The sequence below is a fragment of the Streptomyces sp. NPDC057307 genome, assembly GCF_042667665.1.
Classification (GTDB): Bacteria; Actinomycetota; Actinomycetes; order Streptomycetales; family Streptomycetaceae; genus Streptomyces.
Window position 1 is genome coordinate 1 of sequence record NZ_JBHUZM010000258.1, and the last position, 4,143, is coordinate 4,143.

The window sequence follows — 4,143 nt, forward strand, 5'->3', positions numbered from 1 at the left end:
CGTCCAACTGGCCGCGGCCGGCGTATGGGGCCTGGCACTGGCCGGCTTCGGCCTGGCCGGGCCGCTGTGGCTGGCGCTCGCCTGTCTGGCCGTTGCCGGGGCGGCCGACACGGTGTCCGTGATCACCCGCAGCGCGCTGATCCAGTTGGAGACCCCGGACGCGTACCGGGGGCGGGTCTCCTCCGTGGAGCACGTGATCGGTGTCGCGGGCCCGGAACTCGGCAACTTCCGAGGCGGTCTGGTCGCGTCGGTGACCTCCGCTCCCTTCTCCCTGGTCACCGGCGGCCTGTCCGCCGCGCTCGCGATCGCGGTCGTGGCCGCGGTCAACGCCCCGCTGCGCGCCTACCGCACACCGTCTCCCGCACCGCCGGTACCCGCAGCCCCACTGGTGCCACTCGCCACCGAGCCGACTTCAAGCGCGCAGGCGTGAGACCGAGCCGCGACGGCGGTCCTACCGCCCGGCCGCCAGGCTCCCGCTGCGCGTGAGTTTCGCGTACCAGTGGGCACTGGCCTTGGGGATGCGCCGCTGGGTGGCGTAGTCGACGTACACGGCGCCGAAGCGCCTGCTGTAGCCGTAGCCCCACTCGTAGTTGTCCAGCAGCGACCACAGGAAGTAGCCGCGTACGTCGGCTCCCGACTCGATGGCGCTGTGTACGGCGGCGAGGTGGTCCCGCAGATAGTCGATCCGCTCCGGATCGTGGACCTCGCCGTCGGGGTTGGCGTAGTCGTCGAAGGCCGCACCGTTCTCGGTGATCATCAGCGGCAGTTCCGGGTGGTCCCGGCGTACCCGCATCAGCAGCTCGTACAGGCCCTGCGGGTCGATCGTCCAGCCCATGGCGGTCCGGGGTCCGGGCGTCTGGTGGAAGGCGACGTCGTCGGCGGCGGGCCAGGGGCTGTGGTCGCTCACACCGTGTCCGTCCGACCGGTGGGCGGGCGGTCCCTCGTGGTGGGAGACGAGCGTCGGCGAGTAGTAGTTGACACCGAGGAAGTCCAGCGGCCTGTTGATGAGCGCGGTGTCGCCGTCCTGGACGAAGGACCAGTCGGTGAGTGACGAGGTGTCGGCCACGACATCCTCGGGATAGGCGCCGTCCAGCATGGGTCCCGTGAAGATCCGGTTGGCGAGGCCGTCGATCCGGCGGGCCGCGTCGCGGTCCGCCGCGCTGTCGGTCAGGGGCCGTACGTGATGGAGGTTGAGCGTGACGGACAGCCGCGCGTCCGCGGGGAGCCGGTCGCGCAACGCCTGGACCGCGAGGCCGTGGCCGAGGTTGAGGTGGTGGGCGGCGCGCAGGGCGTCGACGGGGTCGGTACGGCCGGGGGCGTGCACGCCGGAGCCGTAACCCAGGAACGCGCTGCACCAGGGCTCGTTCAGCGTCGTCCATGTCTTGACGCGGTCGCCGAGCGCGTCGGCGACGAGGGCCGCGTACTCCGCGAACCGCTCCGCCGTACGGCGCTCGGGCCAGCCGCCCGCCTCTTCCAGATGCTGCGGAAGGTCCCAGTGGTAGAGGGTGACGACCGGTTCGATGCCCTTGGCGAGGAGGTCGTCGGTGAGGCGGCGGTAGAAGTCGAGCCCTTCCTGGGAGGCGGGGCCGCTGCCGGTGGGCTGTACGCGCGGCCAGGAGACCGAGAAGCGGTAGGCGCCGACGCCGAGGTCGGACATGAGCGCGGTGTCCTCGCGCCAGCGGTGGTAGTGGTCGGCGGCGATGTCGCCGGTGTCGCCGTTGCGGATCTTGCCGGGGGTACGGGAGTAGACGTCCCAGATGGAGGGGGTGCGGCCGGCTTCCCTTGCGGCGCCTTCGATCTGGTAGGCGGCTGTCGCGGTGCCCCAGAGGAACTCGGGCGGAAAGACTCGTACGGAGACGGAGGGGGATGTGGCCACGAGGGTCCCTTTCAGGAGTTGAACTGTGTGCCGTGTGCTACGTGCTGTGCGCTGTGTGTTGCGCGTGGGGAGAGGCGGGACTTTTGCGGACACGGCCCAGGGCCGGCGGGTCAGCCCTTGACCGCTCCCTGCATGATCCCGCCGACTATCTGGCGGCCGAAGACGATGAACATCACCAACAGCGGCAGGGTGCCGAGCAGCGCGCCCGCCATGATCACGGACTGGTCGCGCACATAGCCCGCGCTGAGCTGGGTGAGGGCGACGGGAACGGTGGGGTTGGTCATGTCGAGCGCGATGAACGGCCAGAAGAAGTCGTTCCACGCGTGCACGAACGTGATCATGAAGAGGACGGCCATGGGCGGCCGGGCGATCGGCAGCACGATGCTCCAGAAGATACGGAGTGAGTGCGCGCCGTCCAGGCGCCCGGCCTCGATGAGTTCGTCGGGCAGCGCCTCCTTGAGGTACTGCCGCATGAAGAACACCCCGACGGCGCTGACCAGTGTCGGGAAGATGACCGACGGCAGGGTCTGCCCCCAGCCCAGCTCGGCCATCATCATGAACAGCGGTACGACTCCGAGCTGCGGCGGCACCATCATCGTCCCGATGACCAACAGCAGAAGGAGGTTGCGTCCCCGGAAGCGCAGCTTGGCGAAAGCGAAGCCGGCCAGGGTGGCGAAGAAGACCGTCGACAGGGCGATGGCACCGGCGACGATCAGGCTGTTGAGCATCGCCTTGCCCATCGCGGCGTCCTGCCAGGCGATCCCGAGGTTCTTGAGGAGATTCGGGCCCGGCAGGAACGGCGGCGGGGTCTGCGACACACGGGTGTTGTCGGTGGAGGCGGCCACGACCGTCCAGTACAGCGGAAAGAGCGAGACGAGCGCGGCGAGGCCGAGCAGGAGGTAGGCGAGCGGTCCCGCGTGGTGGGTGCGGCCCGCGCCGGGGCGCAGCGCGCGGCGGATCCGGAGGCGGCCGGAGGGTGTGGGCGCCTTGGGCGCGCGGTCGCGTGCGTCCGCCCGGACGGGCGCGGTGTCGATGGTCATACGGCGGCTGCTCCCTGGTCAGGACGTGGCGGACGGCGTGGACGTGGGCTGCTTCTTCGGGGCCGTGGCAGCCCGCGAGCGGCGTGTCGCGAGGCCCTTGACGACGCGTTGGAGGACGAAGACGAGGACGAGGATCAGGAACATCGCCCAGGCGATCGTCGCGGCGCGGCCCATCTGATAGTTCTTCCAGCCCTCTTCGTAGAGGAGCAGCCCCAGCGTCTGGTACTGGTTGTCGGCGCCCCCGCTGATGCCGTTCGGCCCCTGGCCGAAGATCAGCGGCTCGCCGAAGAGCTGGGTCGCGCCGATCGTGGACAGCACGATGGTGAAGACGATCGTGGCGCTGATGCCGGGGATCGTGACCTGGCGGAACTGCTGCCAGCGTGACGCGCCGTCGATGGCCGCCGCCTCGTACAGGTCCCTCGGTATCGCCTGCATCGCCGCCAGGTAGAGCAGCGCGTTGTAGCCGGTCCAGCGCCAGATGACGATGGCGGAGATGGCGAACTGGGCGGGCCATTTCTGGTTCTCCCAGTCGACGTTCTCGATCCCGAAGAAGCTCAGACCCCAGTTGATCATGCCGAAGTCACGCTCGAAGAGCATGGTGAAGACGAGCGCGGCGGCGGCGATGGAGGTGGCGTACGGGGTGAGTACGGCGACCCGGAAGAACGTCGAGCCACGAAGCCGGTAGTTGAGGAGATGGGCGAGGACCAGTGCCATCAGGAGCTGCGGGACGGTGGAGATGACACCGATGGTGAAGGTGTTGGTCAGCGCGTTCCAGAACCGGTCGTCGTCGATGAGTTCGGTGAAGTTGGCGAGTCCTCGCCACTCCATCGTGTCCAGGGTGGACAGCTCGACGCGGTGCAGCGAGATCCAGAAGGTGTAGATGAGCGGGTAGAGGCCGAAGGCGCCGAAGATGAGGAAGAACGGGGCGATGAAGGCGTACGGCACCGCTCGCACGTCCAGCCGGTGCAGGATGTTGCGTCGCGACTGGCCGGCGGTTGCGCCGCGGCCGGCGCCGCCCTTCCCGCCGGAGCCGTCCGGTTTCGGGGGCGGCTGCCCGTCGGTGCGGGCTGCCGGGGTGGAGGTGGCCACGCGGGCGTCCTTCCTTGAGGTCTGGGTCGGTGGGAGCGGTTCCGTGGAATCCGTGGAACAGGCGTACGCGGGAAGGGAGTTACGCGGGGGGCGGGGCGGGGGGGCGGGTCCCGGCGGCCGGGCCGGTCAGGTGACACC

Annotated in this window: 4 protein-coding genes; 1 reads left to right on the plus strand and 3 read right to left on the minus strand. The window is 69.7% G+C overall.

Annotated elements, in window-relative coordinates; translation table 11 throughout:
• The coding region (locus ACFUN8_RS37050; protein ID WP_383647758.1) for an MFS transporter at positions 1-430 on the plus strand (430 nt) is incomplete at its 5' end.
• 21 nt (positions 431-451) lie between these two features.
• Here ACFUN8_RS37050 and ACFUN8_RS37055 read toward each other — a convergent pair.
• From ACFUN8_RS37055 to ACFUN8_RS37065, 3 genes are all read right to left on the minus strand, one after another.
• Complete coding sequence (locus ACFUN8_RS37055) at positions 452-1,876, minus strand: GH1 family beta-glucosidase (RefSeq protein ID WP_383647761.1); 1,425 nt, start codon at positions 1,874-1,876, stop codon at positions 452-454.
• Positions 1,877-1,986: 110 nt separating this feature from the next.
• The gene (locus ACFUN8_RS37060; RefSeq protein WP_383647764.1) at positions 1,987-2,916 is read right to left on the minus strand and encodes a carbohydrate ABC transporter permease; all 930 of its coding nucleotides are present in this window, start codon (positions 2,914-2,916) and stop codon (positions 1,987-1,989) included.
• Positions 2,917-2,934: 18 nt separating this feature from the next.
• Positions 2,935-4,005 carry a carbohydrate ABC transporter permease gene (locus ACFUN8_RS37065; protein WP_383647767.1) on the minus strand — a complete coding sequence of 357 codons (1,071 nt, stop codon included), beginning with the start codon at positions 4,003-4,005 and terminating at the stop codon, positions 2,935-2,937.
• Positions 4,006-4,143 lie beyond the last annotated feature (138 nt).